General features: G+C 65.2%; 14 protein-coding genes and 1 pseudogene. 13 read left to right on the top strand and 2 right to left on the bottom strand.

Annotation, left to right across the window (positions count from 1 at the left end; translation table 11 throughout):
* Positions 1 to 244 precede the first annotated feature (244 nt).
* Positions 245 to 1,207 (bottom strand): asparaginase, encoded by a 963-nt coding sequence (locus B3H47_RS10685; protein ID WP_286986984.1) that lies wholly within the window; start codon positions 1,205 to 1,207, stop codon positions 245 to 247.
* A 199-nt stretch (positions 1,208 to 1,406) separates the two neighbouring features.
* Here B3H47_RS10685 and lexA point away from each other — a divergent pair, with 199 nt between their 5' ends.
* The gene (lexA, locus tag B3H47_RS10680) at positions 1,407 to 2,126 is read left to right on the top strand and encodes a transcriptional repressor LexA (protein WP_286730191.1); all 720 of its coding nucleotides are present in this window, start codon (positions 1,407 to 1,409) and stop codon (positions 2,124 to 2,126) included.
* Between the two features lie 50 nt (positions 2,127 to 2,176).
* Here lexA and B3H47_RS10675 read toward each other — a convergent pair whose 3' ends face one another.
* The gene (locus tag B3H47_RS10675; protein WP_013105575.1) at positions 2,177 to 2,821 is read right to left on the bottom strand and encodes a DedA family protein; all 645 of its coding nucleotides are present in this window, start codon (positions 2,819 to 2,821) and stop codon (positions 2,177 to 2,179) included.
* A gap of 237 nt (positions 2,822 to 3,058) precedes the next feature.
* Here B3H47_RS10675 and mutL point away from each other — a divergent pair, with 237 nt between their 5' ends.
* From mutL to B3H47_RS10615, 12 genes and pseudogenes are all read left to right on the top strand, one after another.
* Positions 3,059 to 4,897, top strand: a complete 1,839-nt coding sequence (gene mutL, locus B3H47_RS10670; protein ID WP_286987055.1) for a DNA mismatch repair endonuclease MutL — start codon at positions 3,059 to 3,061, stop codon at positions 4,895 to 4,897.
* A 16-nt stretch (positions 4,898 to 4,913) separates the two neighbouring features.
* A complete protein-coding gene (gene miaA / locus B3H47_RS10665; protein ID WP_286986983.1) occupies positions 4,914 to 5,843 on the top strand; it encodes a tRNA (adenosine(37)-N6)-dimethylallyltransferase MiaA in 930 nt (309 codons plus the stop codon).
* 47 nt (positions 5,844 to 5,890) lie between these two features.
* Positions 5,891 to 6,991 carry a histidine kinase gene (locus B3H47_RS10660; RefSeq protein WP_232054155.1) on the top strand — a complete coding sequence of 367 codons (1,101 nt, stop codon included), beginning with the start codon at positions 5,891 to 5,893 and terminating at the stop codon, positions 6,989 to 6,991.
* Between the two features lie 13 nt (positions 6,992 to 7,004).
* A complete protein-coding gene (locus tag B3H47_RS10655) occupies positions 7,005 to 7,640 on the top strand; it encodes a response regulator (RefSeq protein WP_013122909.1) in 636 nt (211 codons plus the stop codon).
* A gap of 140 nt (positions 7,641 to 7,780) precedes the next feature.
* Positions 7,781 to 8,158 carry a response regulator gene (locus B3H47_RS10650; RefSeq protein ID WP_286986982.1) on the top strand — a complete coding sequence of 126 codons (378 nt, stop codon included), beginning with the start codon at positions 7,781 to 7,783 and terminating at the stop codon, positions 8,156 to 8,158.
* Between the two features lie 444 nt (positions 8,159 to 8,602).
* Positions 8,603 to 9,202, top strand: a pseudogene (locus B3H47_RS15335) (methyl-accepting chemotaxis protein); the annotation flags it as partial.
* A 47-nt stretch (positions 9,203 to 9,249) separates the two neighbouring features.
* Complete coding sequence (locus B3H47_RS10640) at positions 9,250 to 9,618, top strand: response regulator (protein ID WP_013105568.1); 369 nt, start codon at positions 9,250 to 9,252, stop codon at positions 9,616 to 9,618.
* Positions 9,619 to 9,638: 20 nt separating this feature from the next.
* Positions 9,639 to 9,980, top strand: coding sequence for an STAS domain-containing protein (locus B3H47_RS10635; protein WP_286986980.1), 342 nt, complete (start codon positions 9,639 to 9,641; stop codon positions 9,978 to 9,980).
* Complete coding sequence (locus B3H47_RS10630; protein ID WP_286986979.1) at positions 9,977 to 12,217, top strand: chemotaxis protein CheA; 2,241 nt, start codon at positions 9,977 to 9,979, stop codon at positions 12,215 to 12,217. Before B3H47_RS10635 ends, B3H47_RS10630 begins: the two co-directional genes overlap by 4 nt.
* Before the next feature lie 34 nt (positions 12,218 to 12,251).
* A complete protein-coding gene (locus tag B3H47_RS10625) occupies positions 12,252 to 13,865 on the top strand; it encodes a methyl-accepting chemotaxis protein (protein WP_286986978.1) in 1,614 nt (537 codons plus the stop codon).
* A gap of 50 nt (positions 13,866 to 13,915) precedes the next feature.
* The gene (locus B3H47_RS10620) at positions 13,916 to 15,625 is read left to right on the top strand and encodes a methyl-accepting chemotaxis protein (RefSeq protein WP_286986977.1); all 1,710 of its coding nucleotides are present in this window, start codon (positions 13,916 to 13,918) and stop codon (positions 15,623 to 15,625) included.
* Positions 15,626 to 15,651: 26 nt separating this feature from the next.
* The gene (locus B3H47_RS10615) at positions 15,652 to 16,191 is read left to right on the top strand and encodes a chemotaxis protein CheW (RefSeq protein ID WP_286986976.1); all 540 of its coding nucleotides are present in this window, start codon (positions 15,652 to 15,654) and stop codon (positions 16,189 to 16,191) included.
* Positions 16,192 to 16,206 lie beyond the last annotated feature (15 nt).

Genomic DNA, 16,206 nt, shown 5'->3' with positions numbered 1-16,206 from the left:
CAGGGCGTTTTGCACAATTTTGTCTCTCATGCTCTCACGCACGAAGGCGCGCGCTGTAGGCATCCAAGCCCGGTATCCAAACCCGGTGCGGCGCAACCTTACCTTGGTCGATCAACCCTAAGTTCTCTGCAAAGCGGCTGAATCGCAGAGGGTGAGGAATCGCCCCCCGCTCTTTCGCCCCACCGGCCCAAGCTTTCTGCCCCCGGTGGGGATCAATTGGCCCCGCCGAGAGAACATTCTGGGTTCAACGCTCTGCTTGGTTCTGGGCGGCCAGTTCCAGCTGCAGCCGCACCCGCAGCTTCACCGCATTGAGGCCGTCATCGGCGCCGCCGCGTACCGGGCCGACGCGTGACGCCACCCTCACCCGCACGCCCTGTTGTTCGGCCCAGCGCAGCGCGGCCTCGAGTTCGCGGTGCACCGTGCCGCCCCCGGTGCCGGCCACGACCAGTCCGCCCAATCGGGGCTGAAGCGCCGTGCTCGAAATCAGGCAGCACACCAGCGCACTATCGCTGCCCGCCGCATTGGTAAGCAACTCCACCCGCGGCCAGCCCCCCGCAGCAGGTAGGGGAAACGGCGCCCCGGCCTCCGGCACGGGTTGTCGCCAAAGCCGCAAGGCCTCACCGTCCACTTCACCCAGCGGGCCGCGCTCGCCGGATGAAAACGCTTCCACCGCGTGCGTATTCGCCTTGGTCACGTCGCGAGCAGCATGCACCACGCCGTGCAACACACAGACCACGCCCAGCCCCCGCGCTGCCGGATGCACGGCCACCCGCACGGCATCGAGCAGGTTCTGCGGGCCGTCGGCGTTCAGCGCCGTGGCAGGACGCATGGCAGCAGTCAGGATCACCGGCTTGTCGGTATCCAGCACCAAACGCAGAAAGTAGGCGGTTTCTTCCAGCGTGTCGGTGCCGTGGGTGATGACGCAGGCCTGAATTTGCGGCTGCGCCAGCCAGTAGGCCACGCGTTCGGCCAACTGCGTCCAGACCGCGAAGGTCATGTCCTTACTGTCGAGATTGGCCACCTGGTCGGTGTGGATTTGCGCCAGGCGGCCGAGCGCCGGCACGCTTTGCAGCAACGCGTCGACCCCCAAAACCCCGGCGGTGTAACCCGGCAGACTGGGGTCGCCCGTCGCGGCGCCCGCGATCGTGCCCCCTGTTCCCAACACCACAATCTGCGGCAAGGCCGCGCGAGAAAAAGAATCGGTCATGTGTGAATCTCTTTGCAGAAAGACTGTTTTGATTTACAGTGCTGTGAAAATCATCAAGCTGGAAGCCTGATCAGGGCGTCTTCATGGCCAAAAGATGACATGGCTCGCATGGCGAACTCGTTCATCAGCCTTGCCCATCGGCCTCGCCCATCAAGCTGACTTATTGTGCAACTGCCGGAGCCCACGCATGCGCCGTCTCATCTCGAAACTCACCCCTCGCCAGCAGGAAATTCTCGATCTCATCACCGCCTCCGTGCGCGAACTGGGCTACCCGCCCACCCGGGCCGAAATCGCCGCAAAGCTGGGATTCCGCTCGGCCAATGCGGCAGAAGATCATTTGCAGGCGCTCGCGCGCAAGGGCGTGATCGAGCTCACGCCCGGAGCGTCGCGCGGCATTCGCATCACCGAATCGCAGCGCGCCTCGCCGTCGATGACAACGTCCGGGAAAACCTCCGGCGCCATGGGGGGGCGTGCGAGTGGGTTGCGTGCGGATCTCTCTCATGGGCTGCAACTCGCGCTGCCTGGCGCCGAGCAGCTCTGCCTGCCGCTGGTCGGTCGCGTCGCTGCGGGGCATCCCATCCTCGCGCAAGAGCATATCGAGCAGACGCTCAACGTCGATCCCGGCGCCTTCTCGGTGCGCCCTGACTATCTGCTCAAGGTTCGCGGCATGAGCATGCGCGATGCCGGCATTCTCGACGGCGACATGCTGGCCGTCAAAAGCAGCCAGACGGCGCAAAGCGGACAGATCGTGGTGGCCCGCATCGGCGACGAGGTCACGGTCAAGCGCCTTCGCCTGCAAGCCGATCACATCGAGCTTCTACCGGCCAACCCCGAGTTCGCCCCCATCCGCGTCGATGCCAGCCAGCCCTTCGCCATTGAGGGACTCGCCGTCGGCCTGCTGCGCGGCTCGCTGCAATGAAGTTCACAGCGCGCACAACTAGCAGCAGGCGTTTGCGTCAGACCGCCGCTTCAGACCGCCGACACCTGCCGACGTGATTTCCACCAACCCCACACCGCGGGTAGCAGCGACAGCACGATGATGGCAATGGTCATGACACCCAAATTGTGTTTGATCCACGGAATGTTGCCGAACAGATAACCCGCCATGACCAGCAGCCCCGTCCAGAGTGTGGCGCCCAGCATGTTGTAGGCCAGAAACTTGCCATACGACATCTCGGCCACGCCCGCCACAAACGGGGCGAAGGTTCGAATGAAGGGCATGAACCGCGCGGCCACGATGGTGATGCCGCCATATTTTTCGTAAAAGGCGTGCGCCTTTTCAAAGGCGCGCCGGTTGAACCAGCGTGAGTCCGGCCACGAAAAAACCTTATGGCCGATGGCCTTGCCGATCTGGTAGTTCAGGCTGTCGCCCAGCACGGCGCCTAGCCAGAGCACGGCGATCACCCCCGGCAGGCTGAGCGCCCCGGTGGCCGCAAACGCACCCACCACGAACAACATCGAGTCGCCCGGCAGAAACGGCATGATCACCAGCCCGGTTTCGACGAACACAATGCCGAAGAGCAGCCCGTACACCCAGGGGCCGTACGCCGCGATGAACTGCGCCAGATGCACGTCGAAGTGCAGAATGAGGTCGATGAGAGCGTGGGGATCCATGCGGTTTGGGCTGAAAGCCGGAAGAGAGCCTATGAAAGGCCGAAGACGCAGATGCTGCGCCGGAAAACTGAGCCGGGGCTGAGCGCCACCGAGCGCTATGGGCCTATGCACAGCCTGAAAAGTATACTGAGCCAACTTGTCGTTTCTCCTCTCGTTGATCCCGTCTCCAAGCCCCTCAACGAGGGGACGGTCGCCGCCACGCTGCGGCCTCGCCACCCTTTCCGTATCCCTGCCTTGCTGCAACCCCAACGCCCGATTCGTCCGCTGCCGGACGTGCTCATCAGCCAGATTGCCGCCGGCGAAGTTATCGAACGCCCGGCTTCGGCCCTGCGCGAACTGCTCGACAACGCCATCGATTCGGGCGCCAGCGCTCTCACCGTGCGCCTCGAACAGGGTGGGCTGGGCAGCGTGCAGGTCGAAGATGATGGTTGCGGCATTCCGGCCGAAGAGTTGCCCCTGGCGCTGCTGCGCCACGCCACCAGCAAAATCGCCGATCTCGACGAATTGCACCACGCCGCGCATCTCGGCTTCCGCGGCGAGGCGCTCGCAGCCATGGCCGCCGTGGCCGAAATCGAGATCATCAGCCGCCGCGCCGGGGCCGATGGGGCGCGCATTCACGCCAGCGCAGGTCAGGTCTCCGCGGTGCAACCCACAGCGGCGCAACAGGGCACGCGAGTGACCTTGCGGCAGTTGTTTTTCAACCTGCCGGCGCGCCGCAAATTTCTCAAATCGCCGCAAACGGAATATGCCTGGTGCGCCGACGTGTTCAAGCGCGCCGCCATCGCCCATCCCCAGATCGCCCTGCGGCTTTGGCATGACGGGCAACTCAAGCTGCAATTCGAGCGCGACCCTTCGCCGCACGGGCTCGACCGTCTCGCCGCCGTGCTGGGAGAGGCCTTCACCGCGCACGCCCTGCCGGTCTCCGCCCAGATCGGTCCGCTCGCCGTACGCGGGCTGATCTGCGAGCCCACCGCGGCTCGCGCCCGTGCCGATGTGCAGCACATCATCGTCAACAACCGCTGGGTGCGCGACCGCACCGTGGCCCACGGCGTGCGCGCCGCATACGCCGACGTGCTGCACGGCGCCTTGCAGCCGCAGTACGCCCTGCTGCTCGATCTGCCGTCTGATCTGGTCGATGTGAATGTGCATCCGGCCAAGTCGGAAGTCCGGTTCCGCGACAGCTCCGCAGTGCATCAGGCCGTGCGTCATGCCGTCGAGCAGGTGCTGGCCCGGGTGGTCGGTGAGGCGTCTTCCTCGCATCCCGCCGCACCGCCCACCGCGTGGGAAGGGCCGCCATCCGCCCTGCCCGCGACTGCCACGCTTCCCTTCGGCATGGCGAGGCCGAGCCCTAACCCGAGCCCCTGGGATGCGCTCTCGCGCGCTTATGCCCCCTTGGCAACGACGGGCGCACCGCCCTTGCAGGCACAGGACAGCGCCGCGCCTCGCCCCTACGCGCAAGCCACCGACCTGGCCGCCGCCCAGCCTGACGACTTCCCCCTCGGCTTCGCCCTGGCGCAGCTTCTGGGCATTTACATCCTGGCGCAGAACCGCCACGGGCTGGTGATCGTGGACATGCACGCGGCGCACGAGCGCATCGTGTACGAACGGCTGAAAGCTGCGGAACAGGCCGATGTGCCGGTGGCGGTGCAACCCTTGCTGATCCCGGCTGCATTCGCCGCGAGCGATGCCGAAATGGGCGCGGCGGAAGATCATGCCGATGCCCTGCGGTCGCTCGGCGTCGAGCTCGACCGGGCCGGCCCCAGCAGCCTGGTGGTGCGCGCCACGCCCACGCTGCTGGCGCACGCCGACCCCATTCGCCTGGCTCGCGGTTTGCTGGCCGATCTCATTTCGCAAGGCACCAGCAGCCGCCTTCAGGAGCGGCGCAACGCCCTGCTCTCCAGCATGGCCTGCCACGGCGCGGTGCGCGCCAACCGACAGCTCACGCTCGCAGAAATGAACGGCCTGCTGCGCGATATGGAGCGCACCGAACGCGCCGACCAGTGCAACCACGGCCGCCCCACCTGGCGGCAGATCGGCCTGGCCGACCTCGACGCCCTATTCCTGCGCGGGCGTTGAAGCCCCGATTCAAGCCGTGACGCAGCAAACTGCCCAGCCTGTTCTCTGCCTCGTCGGCCCGACCGCCAGCGGCAAAACCGCCGCGGCTTTGCAACTCGTCCAGCAGGCCCGGCTGCGCGGCGAAACCGTGGAACTCATCAGTATGGACTCGGCGCTGGTCTATCGCGGCATGGATATCGGCACCGCCAAGCCCGGTCTTGAGGAGCGCGTCCAGGCCGTGCACCACTTGCTCGACATCCTCGACCCGTCGCAAAGCTACAGCGCGGCGCAATTCGCTGCGGACGCGCGCCGGCTTATCCAGGAAATCCGCCAGCGCGGTGCCCAGCCCCTGATCGTCGGCGGCACCCTGCTCTACCTCAAGGCGCTGCAATCCGGCCTGTCCGAACTGCCGCAGGCCGACCCTGCCGTGCGCGCCGAACTCGACGCCGAGGCCGCCCGGCTCGGCTGGCCCGCGCTGCACGCCCGGCTAGCCGCAGTCGATCCGCTCACCGCCGCCCGCCTTGCTCCGGGCGACGCCCAGCGCATCCAGCGCGCGCTGGAAGTGTGGCAACTCAGCGGTCGGCCTCTATCGGCGCATCTGGCTGCCGGGCGCGCGGATGACGGCCACCTGCCCCTGCGCATCCTCTCGCTGGAACCTTCTGATCGCAGCGTGCTGCACGCGCGCATCGCCCAACGCTTCGAGCAGATGCTGGCCGCCGGGTTTCTTGACGAAGTGCGCGCACTGCGCCAGCGCGGCGACCTCAGCCCCGCGCTGCCCTCGATCCGCGCCGTGGGCTACCGCCAGGCCTGGCATTATCTGGACGGCGACATCAGCGCCGAGCAGTTCCGCGAGCAGGCCATCGCCGCCACCCGCCAGCTCGCCAAACGCCAGCTCACCTGGCTGCGCTCCATGCCCCAGCGGCAGATTTACGACTGTCTCGATCCGCTGAGAATTCAAGTTTTCTGAGGGCGCGCCGTTAAGTGGAATGTAAATTCCACTCCTGGCTGCCCTCCGTGCCCCCGTTCCAAAGCCCTCCTCCACCCGTTCAAGATCTGTCTTCGGACGATACGCCCTGGGCCGCGCATCCGCTCTCTGGCTTCGGTCTGGTGTTCCAGCTCAGCCAGCGCGCCGGGCAGTTGCAGTTCACCCAGGCCAGTGAATCGGCGCAAATGGTCTGCGGCCTGAACGCGCAGGCGCTGCTGCGTTCGAGCACGGCCTTTGTCGGGCGAATTCATGCCGCCGATCAGGCCGATTTCCACGCCTCGCTGCAAGCCAGCGCGCTGCACGGCGAACCGTGGAACTGGGAGGGCCGCATCCTCACCGAGGGCGAGATCAAGTGGATCAACATCCGCGCCGCAGTGAAGCGGCTCGATGCCACCCAAGTGCAGTGGAACGGCATCATGATCAACATCAGCCATGCCCGCCGCCGCGAGTCCGATTTGCGCGACATGGCCGCGCACATGGAGCGCGCACGCGAGCAGGAACGTGCCCGCCTCGCCCGCGACATGCACGACGAACTCGGCCAGTTGCTCACCGCGCTGAAAATGGACATCAGCCTGCTGCGCCGGCGCCTCGGGCCCGACGACGCGCAGCTCAACAGCATGACCCAGCTGGTGGATGCCGCCACCGCCGCCGGCCGTCGCGTGGCAGCCCAGCTCCGGCCCGCCGTGCTCGATCTCGGGCTGAGCGACGGGCTGCTCTGGCTGGCCGAGGAGTTCAGCCAGCGCTACGGCATTCCCGTTTCGCACCAGATCGAGGGCGCCGGTGAGCTGGACGACCTCACCGCCATCCAGATCTTCCGCATCGCGCAGGAAGCCTTCACCAATATCGCCCGTCACGCGCAGGTCAAATCCGTTCGCCTCGCCCTGGCCCGCACACCCGGGCTGATCGCGCTCGACATCGTCGATGACGGGCTGGGTTTCACCCCGGCCACGCAGACCAGCGAAAAATCCTTTGGTTTGCGCGGCATGCGCGAGCGCGCCCATCTGCTCGGCGGCACGCTCGATTGCGCCAGCGTGCCCAACCACGGCACCACCCTGCGCGTGCGCGTGCCCTGCATCGAACGCGGCACACCTGCCGACGCGCCGACTTCCGGCAAACCGATCTCCGCCTGAAGCGAGGCCGCAAATGGACGCCGCCCGCGTGCTCATCGTTGACGACCACGCCCTTGTGGGCGCCGGGCTCGTTCGCATGCTCGAAGCCGAGGGGCTGCAGCCGCACTGGTGCGGCGACACCGCCGCAGCGCTCGACGCCCTGCGCGATGCCGCCTGGCAGGTGGTGCTGCTAGACGTGTCTCTGCCCGGCGGCGACGGCCTCGATCTGCTCAAACGCATCAAGGCCACGCACCCCCGCCTGCCCGTGCTCATGCTCAGCATGCATGCCGAGCATTTGTTCGCCCTGCGCGCCCTGCGCGGCGGCGCGGCCGGCTATCTCACCAAAGACAGCGCGCCCGATGTGCTGCTCGACGCCATCCGCGCGGCCACCCAGGGCAAGCGCTACCTCACCGCCACCGTCGCCGAGCAGTTGGCGCATCACTTTCAAGAGGGCGCCGCCGCCGACGCCCCCGCGCATCAAACCCTGAGCGACCGCGAACTGCAGGTGCTGCTGCGCATCGGTGCCGGGCGCACCGTGGGCGAAGTGGCGCGGGAACTGCACTTGAGCGTCAAAACCGTCAGCACTCACAAAACCCGCCTGATGCAAAAGATGCACCTCGAGCGCGACGCCGATCTGGTGCGCTACGTCCTCGACCATGAATTGGCATGAACAGATCCACGCGGGTCAGAAATTTCCTACAAATCAACGCGCCCTTGTCTCAGTCTTCAAACCGCTGGCGGCCGATGTTCGCCGCGCGACCGCAGGCCAACAATGTCCCCATACATCCTGAATTCTCTGAAAGCTGAGTCATGCAACTGATGGTGGTCGACGATTCTGCAATGGTGCGCGAGCGCCTGGCCGGCCTGCTCTGCGGCATTGATGGGGTGCAAGCCGTGCTGCAGGCCGATTGCGGGCAGCAGGCGATGGAGCTGTTGGAGCAAGACACCGCAGGCGCGGTGCGCTTCATCGTGCTCGATATCGAAATGCCGGGTGAGAGCGGGCTGCAAGTCTTGCAGCGCATCAAGTCCAGCCGGGGCGATATCTGCGTGGCGATGTTCACCCAGCACGCCAACTCGCAGCACCGCGCACGCAGCCTCGATGGAGGCGCCGATTTTTTCTTCGACAAGAGTTCCGACATCGATCGGCTCGAAACCCTGGTGCGCCAACTGGCCGCGCGGCCCCATTGACCCCCCCTACAACCCAACCTCCCCGCCACCCGCGTTGACTCCGCCATGACCCAAGACGCCACAACCTCCCCTCCCGCCCTGCAACACAGCGATGCCGCGCAGCAGATCGACGCCCTCTGCGCTCAGGCCTTACCCGTGCTCGGTCAGCAGATCGACGCTGGACGCGCGCAGATGGAGACCGCCATTCTGGCCTTGAGCCAGCGCTTCTCCAGCCTGCACAACCGCCTGGAAAGCGCTGTGAAGGCGTCGCAGCATGCCGCCGCGGGCATGGATGGCGGCGAAGGCGTGGTGGCGGTATTCCGCCGCAGCGAAGGCGAACTCGGCGCCGTGCTCGAGCAGTTGCGCACCGCGCTGGACAAACGCGCCGCCATGGTCAGCGAAGTGCTGGGCATGTCGCGCTACACCGAGGCGCTGGAGAAGATGGCGATTGAAGTGGCGGCGCTGGCGGCCAAGACCAATCTGCTCGCGCTCAATGCGGCCATCGAAGCCGCGCGGGCTGGCGAAAACGGCCGCGGCTTCGCAGTGGTGGCCGACGAAGTGCGCAAGCTCTCGGCGCAATCGCGCGATACCGGGCGCAAGATGGGCGAGCAGGTGAAGATCATCACCGGCGCCATCCAGACCCTCACCCGCTCGGCCGGGCAATCGCAAATCGAGGAGCAGCAGTTCCTCACCCAATCCGAATCGTCCATCGATCAGGTGCTCGCCCGCCTGCGCGATGTGGCTACGGGGCTGTCCGATTCATCCGACCTGCTGCAGCGCGAAAGCAGCGGTATCCGCGAAGAGATCGGCGATGTGCTGGTGTCGCTGCAGTTCCAGGATCGGGTCAGCCAGATTCTCACCCACAGCCGCGACAGCCTCGACGCCCTGGTGGTCGAACTGCAGAGCTATCAGTCGCGCCGCGCCAGCAACCCTGAAGCCGCGCTCGACGCCTCCGCCTTCATGCAGCGCATCGCGGGCGGCTACACCACGCAGGAGCAGCGCCTCAACCACGGCGGCCAGTCCACGGTGGACGCGCAGGACGGCGGCGACATCACTTTTTTCTGACTCCAGCAAACCCTTGTTTCGATCCCCTCTTTCAAAAGCACATTGCCATGGCCAAAACCATTCTCATCGTCGACGACTCCGCCTCACTGCGTCAGGTGGTCAATATCGCCCTAGCCAGCGCGGGCTACGAAGTCATTGAAGCCGTTGACGGCGTGGACGCGCTGACCAAGCTCGACGGCCGCAAGATCCACCTCATCATCAGCGACGTGAACATGCCCAATATGGACGGCATCACTCTGGTGAAAGAGATCAAGCAGAAGGCCGACTACAAGTTCACCCCCATCATCATGCTCACCACCGAGAGCCAGGATGACATGAAGGCGCAAGGCCAGGCCGCAGGCGCCCGTGCCTGGGTGGTCAAGCCCTTCCAGCCGGCGCAGATGCTGGCTGCGGTCTCCAAACTCATCGCACCCTGAACCCCGCCAGAGGAGACGCTGTGGACATCACCCCTCATCAAGCCGGCCCGGCTTGCAGCGTGACGCTGCAAGGCGCGCTCGACATCTACGCCGCCGCCGAGGTGCGCACCCGGCTGGCCGAACTGATCGGCCAGCATCCGCTGGTCGAACTGCAATTGGCCGCCGTTGACGAGATCGACGCCTCGGGCGTGCAGATTCTGCTGGCCGCCAAGCAGCAGGCCAGCAATCTGGAGCACAGCCTCAAGCTCAGCGGGCACAGCCCCGCCGTCATCGACGCCCTCGAACTCTGCGGCCTGCTCGCCTACTTCGGCGACCCGGTGGTCGAGTTTGGCCACACCACGTCCCCCAAGGAGCACGCATGAGCTTCGAACAACAAATGCAGCAGGCCATGCGCTCCTTCATCGTCGAAGCGCAAGATCTGCTCGAAGGCATGGAACGCGGGCTGATGGAGCTCGAACCCCAAGGCGGCGCGGATGATGCCAATGATGACGCCCTGGATGGCGAGCACATCAACGCCCTGTTCCGCGCGGCCCACACCATCAAAGGCTCGGCTGGGCTGTTCGGCCTCGACGGCATCGTGCGTTTCACCCACCATCTGGAGAGCGTGCTTGACCAGATGCGCGCAGGCAAACTCGCCGTCAGCAGCGAACTCGTGGCGCTGTTGCTGCAAGGGCGCGATCACCTCGCGCAACTGATCGACCAGATCGACAGCCAAGGCGTCTGCATCGCCGACACCCCGGAAGAACAGGCGCTGGTCGCCCGGCTGCAGGCCGCTCAGCAGCCCGCAGGCGGTGCGCTGGTCGTGGCCCAGCAAAGCCCCATCGCACGAGGCCCCGCCTCGGAAGAAGCCGTCCCCGTCACCGTGGTCGCGCACGGATCGGCGCTGACGCCGTCGTGGCACCTGTCGCTGCGCTTCGGCGCCGACAGCCTGCGCAACGGCATGGACCCGCTGGCCTTCATACGCTATCTGCGCGGGCTGGGCGAGATCGTCGGTCTCGTCACCCTGACCGACGCCCTGCCCCCGCTCGACGCGATGGACGCCGAGACCAGCTATCTCGGCTTCGAGATCAACTTCAAGAGCGAGGCCAGCAAGGAAGAAATCGCCGCCGTGTTCGAGTTCGTGCAGGAAGACAGCACCATCCGAATCCTGCCCGCGCACAGCCGCATTGCCGACTATGTGCAACTCATTCGCAGCCTGCCCGAAGACGACCTGCGGCTGGGCGACATTCTGGTACAGATCGGCACGCTGACACAGAAAGAATTGAGCGACGCGCTCAACGCGCAACACGACGCGCAGGCCACCGGCGCACCGGCCGCCCCCTTGGGCGAAATTCTGGTGCGCGAAGGCGCCACGCACCAGCCCATCGTGCAGGCCGCGCTCGACAAACAGAAGCAGATCAAAGACAAACGCAGCCGTGACAACCAGATGCTGCGCGTGGCCGCCGACAAGCTCGACGCCCTCATCAACCTCGTGGGCGAACTGGTGATTGCCAGCGCCGGCAATGCGCTGCACGCGCAGAACGCCAGCCAGATCGAAGCCGCCGCGCAGATCACCCGGCTGGTCGAAGACATCCGCGAGCGGGCGCTCAAGCTGCGCATGGTCGAGATCGGTGAAACCTTCGCGCGCTTTCAGCGCGTGGTGCGCGACGTATCGCGTGAGCTGGGCAAAGACATCGCCCTGGTCATCGAAGGCGCCGACACCGAGATGGATAAAACCCTGGTCGAGCGCATCGCCGATCCGCTGATGCACCTGGTGCGCAACTCGATCGATCACGGCATCGAGTCGCCCGAAGTGCGCACCGCCCGCGGCAAACCCGCCCAGGGCACCCTCAAACTCGCCGCCCGTCACGACTCGGGCAGCATTCTCATCACGGTTTCAGACGACGGCGGCGGGCTGAACCGCGAGCGCATTCTTGCCAAAGCCGTCGAGCGCGGGCTGATTTCGACTGAGGCCGCCGCCGCCCTGCCCGACGCCGAGGTGTGGGCGCTGATTTTCGAGCCCGGCTTCTCCACCGCCGATGCCGTCACCGATCTGTCGGGCCGCGGCGTGGGCATGGACGTGGTCAAGCGCAATATCGAAGCCATTCGCGGCAGCATCGACATTCAGAGCAGCGCCGGTGTGGGCACGCAGATGCACCTGCGCCTGCCCTTGACGCTCGCCATCATCGACGGCTTTCTGGTACAGGCCGCCGGGCGCACCTTCGTGCTGCCGCTCGACGCCGTGATCGAGTGCATGGAGTTTGCGCCCACCCAGCCGCAGCAGGGCTATATCAACCTGCGCGGCGAAGTGTTGCCCCTATTGCATCTGCGCGAACAGCTCGGCCTGACCGACTCTGCCGCTGAATCGCCGAACAGCCGCAGCAATGTGGTGGTCGCGCAAATCGCCGGGCACCGTGCGGGCATCGTCGTCGATGCCCTGCTTGGCGAATATCAGACCGTCATCAAACCTCTGGGCGCGCTGTTCGCTCACCTGCAAGGCATCAGCGGCTCGACCATTCTGGGCAACGGCGAAGTGGCGCTCATCCTCGACGCCGCCCCCCTGATCAGCCGCGCCAGCCGCAGCGCGCAGGGCCGCCAGGCCCCGGCGCTGAGCAACTGAACCGCCGTCAACATCCACACAAAGTGAGCCTTTCATGTTCAACAACCTTCGCATCGGCACACGCCTCAGCCTCGCCTTCGGCCTGCTGATCATTCTTCTGCTTGTCAACGCGGCGTTCGGGCTGTACGAAGCCTCTCGCATTCAGGATCACATGCAACTCGTGGTGCAAAACCGTCTCGCCAAGGAGCGAGCCGTCACCATCATTGCCAACAGCAGCCAGAACACCACACGCACCATGCTGCGCAGCCTGCTGTCGCAGCAGTTCAGCGATGCGGATCTTGCTGTCATCACTGAACAGCGCACAGCCACCGAAGCTGCGTTCAAGACTTTGGAATCTCTGCAACCCTCCCCGCAGCTGCAGACCCGGCTCGACAACCTGCGCGCCATCATCGCCAAAGGACGTGCGGCGCAACAGACCGCGATTCCTGAAATGCAGCGAAGCAACTTCGGCACCGCCGCGGCCGATTACCTCAAATCCGGCTTGATCGTGTCACGCGAGGTTCGCCAGGAAACCGCGGCGATCGAGACGATGTTGCGGGGTCAGACCGATGCGCTTTACGCACAGAGCGAGGTCGATTTCGCCGCTGCCCGCAATGCCAGCATCGGCCTGGCGGTGCTCGCTCTGCTGCTGGCCATCGCCGCTGCCTGGCTCATCACCCGCTCCATCACCCGTCCTCTGGCCGAAGCCGTTTCTGTCGCGCAGCGCGTGGCCGAAGGCGATCTATCGGTGCGGGTGCTTTCCACGTCGAAGGATGAAACCGGGCAGCTGCTCGCTGCTTTGGGCGAGATGGTCGGGCGGCTGACTTCGGTCATCGGCTCGGTGCGGTCTTCTGCCGAGCAACTGCTCTCGGCATCCACGCAGGTGTCGGCGACTTCACAAAGCTTGTCGCAGTCGTCTTCGGAGCAGGCGGCGTCAGTCGAAGAAACCTCGGCCACGCTGGAGCAGGCGACCGCCTCCATTCGCCAGAATGCAGATAACGCGCGTCTGACGGATTCGATGGCGCAGCAGGCGGCAGGCCAAGCGCGCGAAGGCGGGGCTGCGGTGCAGGGCACGGTCTCGGCGATGCAAGCAATAGCGGAGCGCATCTCGATCATCGATGACATTGCGTATCAGACCAATATGCTGGCTTTGAATGCGGCGATCGAAGCGGCCCGCGCCGGAGAACATGGCAAGGGCTTTGCGGTGGTGGCCGCGGAGGTGCGCAAGCTGGCCGAGCGCTCTCAGGTGGCGGCCAAGGAGATCGGCGATCTGGCCGCCACCACGGTGAAGCAGGCGGATGCGGCGGGTAGCTTGATTGCGCAGATGGCACCCAATATCTCGAAGACCTCCGATCTGGTGCAGGAGATCACAGCGGCATCGGAAGAACAGTCCACGGGCATGCAGCAGATCAATCAGGCGGTGGCGCAGCTCTCTGCCGTCACTCAGCAGAACGCTTCGGCTTCGGAACAACTCGCGGCGACTGCCGAAGAGATGAACGCGCAGGCGCAGGCTTTGCAGGAAAGCATGGCGGGTTTCCGGCTTAGCCAAGAAGCGCGGGTCACGGCGGCTAAACCGGCCGCACGGCCTGCCGCAAGCAAGGCCCGGGCGGCTACCGAGGACAGTCTGCCGGTGCTCACGCAACTGCAACCGGAGTTCGTGCGGTTCTGAACCTCAACACACCCATTCACCCACTCACCTTCCGTTCACAAGGAACTCTCATGCGATCCAGACAGGGCTTCAAGCTCGACATTCGCCGCAGCCTGTTGCTGCTTTCCGCGCTGTTCATTCTCGGAATGATCGGCATCACCCTGCTCAATGTGAGCCGCTTGCAGTCGTCCATTCTGACCGAGCGCGAATTCATGCTGCGCAACGCCACGCAAACCGCTGAGGGCGTGATTCAGTATTACTACCAGCAGGCGCAGGCCGGCAAGCTGACCACGCAGCAGGCCCAAACCCAGGCGATGGCCGCCGTCAAGGACATGCGCTACGGCGCGAAGAAAGACGGCTACTTCTGGATCACCACCGACACCACCCCGGTGCCAACCATGCTGATGCACCCCACGGTGCCCGCGCTCATCGGCAAGGTGCTCGATCTGCCCAAGTTCGACAACGCCACCGGCTACCGCCCCGGGCTGGAGGCCAAGCCGGTTGATACCGACGGCAAGATGAACCTCTACACCGCGCAGAACCTCGCGGCAAAAAATCCCGATGGCGGCATTTTCGAGTACCGCTTTCCCAAGCCCGTTGCGGGCGGCGGCGCCACCCAAGAGGCCTTCCCGAAAGTGGCCTACGCGATCAATTTCGCGCCTTGGCACTGGGTGATCGGCACCGGGGTGTATGTCGATGACGTGAGCGCAGCCGCCTGGGCTTACAGCACGCAAGGCCTCATGATCTCGGTCATCGGGATTGCCCTGCTGCTGGCGCTGGCGCTGTTCATCACCCGCCGCACCAACGCTTCGATGCGCAACGCCTTCGCTGTGTTTGCACGGCTTGAGCAGGGTGACTTGACGGTGCGCATGGACCGCCGCAGCAACGACGAAATCGGTCAGGTCATGGCCTCCGCACAAAAGATGATCGACCGTTTTACCCAGACCATCGGCTCGGTGCGTTCGTCGGCCGAGCAACTGCTATCGGCGTCCACGCAGGTGTCGGCCACTTCGCAAAGCCTGTCGCAGTCGTCTTCGGAACAGGCCGCTTCGGTGGAACAAACCTCGGCGACCGTCGAGCAGGCCGCTGCCTCGATACGCCAGAACGCGGACAACGCCTCTGCGGCCGATGCGCTCGCCCAACAGGTGCTGCAACATGCCGACAGCAGTAAATCCGCCGTTGGGCAAGCTTCCACCGCCATGCAAACCATCGCGGATCGCATTTCGCTGATCGATGACATCGCCTATCAGACCAATATGCTGGCTTTGAATGCGGCGATCGAAGCGGCCCGCGCCGGAGAACATGGCAAGGGCTTTGCGGTGGTAGCCGCCGAGGTGCGCAAGCTGGCCGAGAAAAGTCAATCCGCAGCCAAGGAAATCGGCGATCTGGCCTCCACAACGGTCAAGCACGCCGATCACGCCACTCACCTGATTTCTGAATTGGTCACTCTGAAGACGAAGAACTACGGTCTCGTCCAGGAGATCGCTGCGGCGTCCACGGAGCAGGCCACCGGCATGCAGCAGATCAATCAGGCGGTGGCGCAGCTCTCAGCGGTCACTCAGCAGAACGCTTCGGCTTCGGAAGAACTCGCGGCGACGGCCGAAGAGATGAACGCGCAGGCCAGCGGTCTGCAAGACCTCATCAGCCAGTTCAAAACCGACGCCCAAGCGACGCCAGCCGTAGCCCAGTCGCGCACGCCGAGCGCCCCCGCGCGCCGACCCGCTGCCACGCCGCGCCCCACCCTGGCTGCGGCCGGTGCGGGCGACTTCGTCAAATTCTGATCACCCTATTTTCCAAGGAGCCCCATATGACGACCGCCATCGCGCATCCGTCTTCCACCCCTGCCCTGCAACTGGCGGGCAACGCCCAGCCCACCAGCGGCCAGTACCTGACCTTCACCTTGCAGGACGAGATCTATGGTCTGGACATTCTGCGGGTACGGGAAATTCTGGAATACACCCGCCCGACCACAGTGCCGATGATGCCGGCTTTTGTGCACGGTGTGATCAACCTGCGCGGCAACGTGGTGCCGGTGATCGATCTGGCGCAGCGCTTCGGCCGCGCGCCCACCGCCTTGCAGGCCCGCACCTGCATCGTCATCGTTGAAATCGAGGGCGAAGACGGACCGCTGGCCATCGGCGTGCTGGTCGATGCGGTCAACGCCGTGCTCGACATGGAAGCCGGCCAGATCGAACCAGCGCCGAGCTTCGGCACCGGCCTGCGGCAAGAGTTCATCCGCGGCATGGCCCGCACCGAAGCCGGTTTCATCATCCTGCTCGATGTGGGCCGTGTGCTGTCGGTCGAAGACATGGCCGGTCTGGCCAGCGCCTCGCATATGGCCGCCTGATTTCTTTTTTAACCG

The organism is Thiomonas sp. UBA7699 (assembly GCF_002482605.1).
Taxonomy (GTDB): Bacteria; Pseudomonadota; Gammaproteobacteria; order Burkholderiales; family Burkholderiaceae_C; genus Thiomonas; species Thiomonas arsenitoxydans.
Note: the sequence above shows the minus strand (reverse complement) of the source record. Positions and strands in the feature narration are given on the sequence as shown.

Coding starts and splice junctions, on each gene's coding strand:
- B3H47_RS10685 (WP_286986984.1), bottom strand. CDS start 1,207: ATGACCGATTCTTTTTCTCGCGCGGCCTTGCCGCAGATTGTGGTGTTG.
- B3H47_RS10675 (WP_013105575.1), bottom strand. CDS start 2,821: ATGGATCCCCACGCTCTCATCGACCTCATTCTGCACTTCGACGTGCAT.
- B3H47_RS10655 (WP_013122909.1), top strand. CDS start 7,005: ATGGACGCCGCCCGCGTGCTCATCGTTGACGACCACGCCCTTGTGGGC.
- B3H47_RS10650 (WP_286986982.1), top strand. CDS start 7,781: ATGCAACTGATGGTGGTCGACGATTCTGCAATGGTGCGCGAGCGCCTG.
- B3H47_RS10640 (WP_013105568.1), top strand. CDS start 9,250: ATGGCCAAAACCATTCTCATCGTCGACGACTCCGCCTCACTGCGTCAG.
- B3H47_RS10630 (WP_286986979.1), top strand. CDS start 9,977: ATGAGCTTCGAACAACAAATGCAGCAGGCCATGCGCTCCTTCATCGTC.
- B3H47_RS10625 (WP_286986978.1), top strand. CDS start 12,252: ATGTTCAACAACCTTCGCATCGGCACACGCCTCAGCCTCGCCTTCGGC.
- B3H47_RS10620 (WP_286986977.1), top strand. CDS start 13,916: ATGCGATCCAGACAGGGCTTCAAGCTCGACATTCGCCGCAGCCTGTTG.
- B3H47_RS10615 (WP_286986976.1), top strand. CDS start 15,652: ATGACGACCGCCATCGCGCATCCGTCTTCCACCCCTGCCCTGCAACTG.